This window comes from Kitasatospora sp. NPDC002227, assembly GCF_040296285.1.
In the GTDB taxonomy this organism is placed as follows: Bacteria; Actinomycetota; Actinomycetes; order Streptomycetales; family Streptomycetaceae; genus Kitasatospora.
Genome location: NZ_JBEOWY010000030.1, coordinates 70,713 through 71,106, shown reverse-complemented (window position 1 = coordinate 71,106; position 394 = coordinate 70,713). Strand labels below are relative to the sequence as shown.

Sequence of the window (394 nt, the reverse complement as noted above, 5' to 3'; positions counted from 1 at the left end):
CTGCCCTCGTACCAGAAGCGGTCCTGCACCGAACCGTTCGCCCCGACGAACCAGACCTCCATACTGCCCGGGATGCGGGAGACGGCCGCGATGCCGGTGTGGGTGGAGGCACTGCCGGCGGGAGCGAGTTCGAAACTCTGCCAGGTGCTGCCCTCGTACCAGAAGCGGTCCTGCACCGAACCGTTCGCCCCGACGAACCAGACCTCCATACTGCCCGGGATGCGGGAGACGGCCGCGATGCCGCCGGTGGTCGCGGCACTACCGGCCGGCGCGAGCTCGAAACCCTGCCAGGTGCTGCCCTCGTACCAGAAGCGGTCCTGCACCGAACCGTTCGCCCCGGTGAACCAGACCTCCATGCCGTTCGAAACGCGCGACACCGCCGCGATACCGCCGG

At 69.0% G+C, this 394-nt stretch carries 1 pseudogene; it reads right to left on the bottom strand.

The window, feature by feature from the left end:
- Positions 1–377: pseudogene (locus ABT095_RS24705) on the bottom strand (PLL family lectin); the annotation flags it as partial.
- Positions 378–394: the final 17 nt, after the last annotated feature.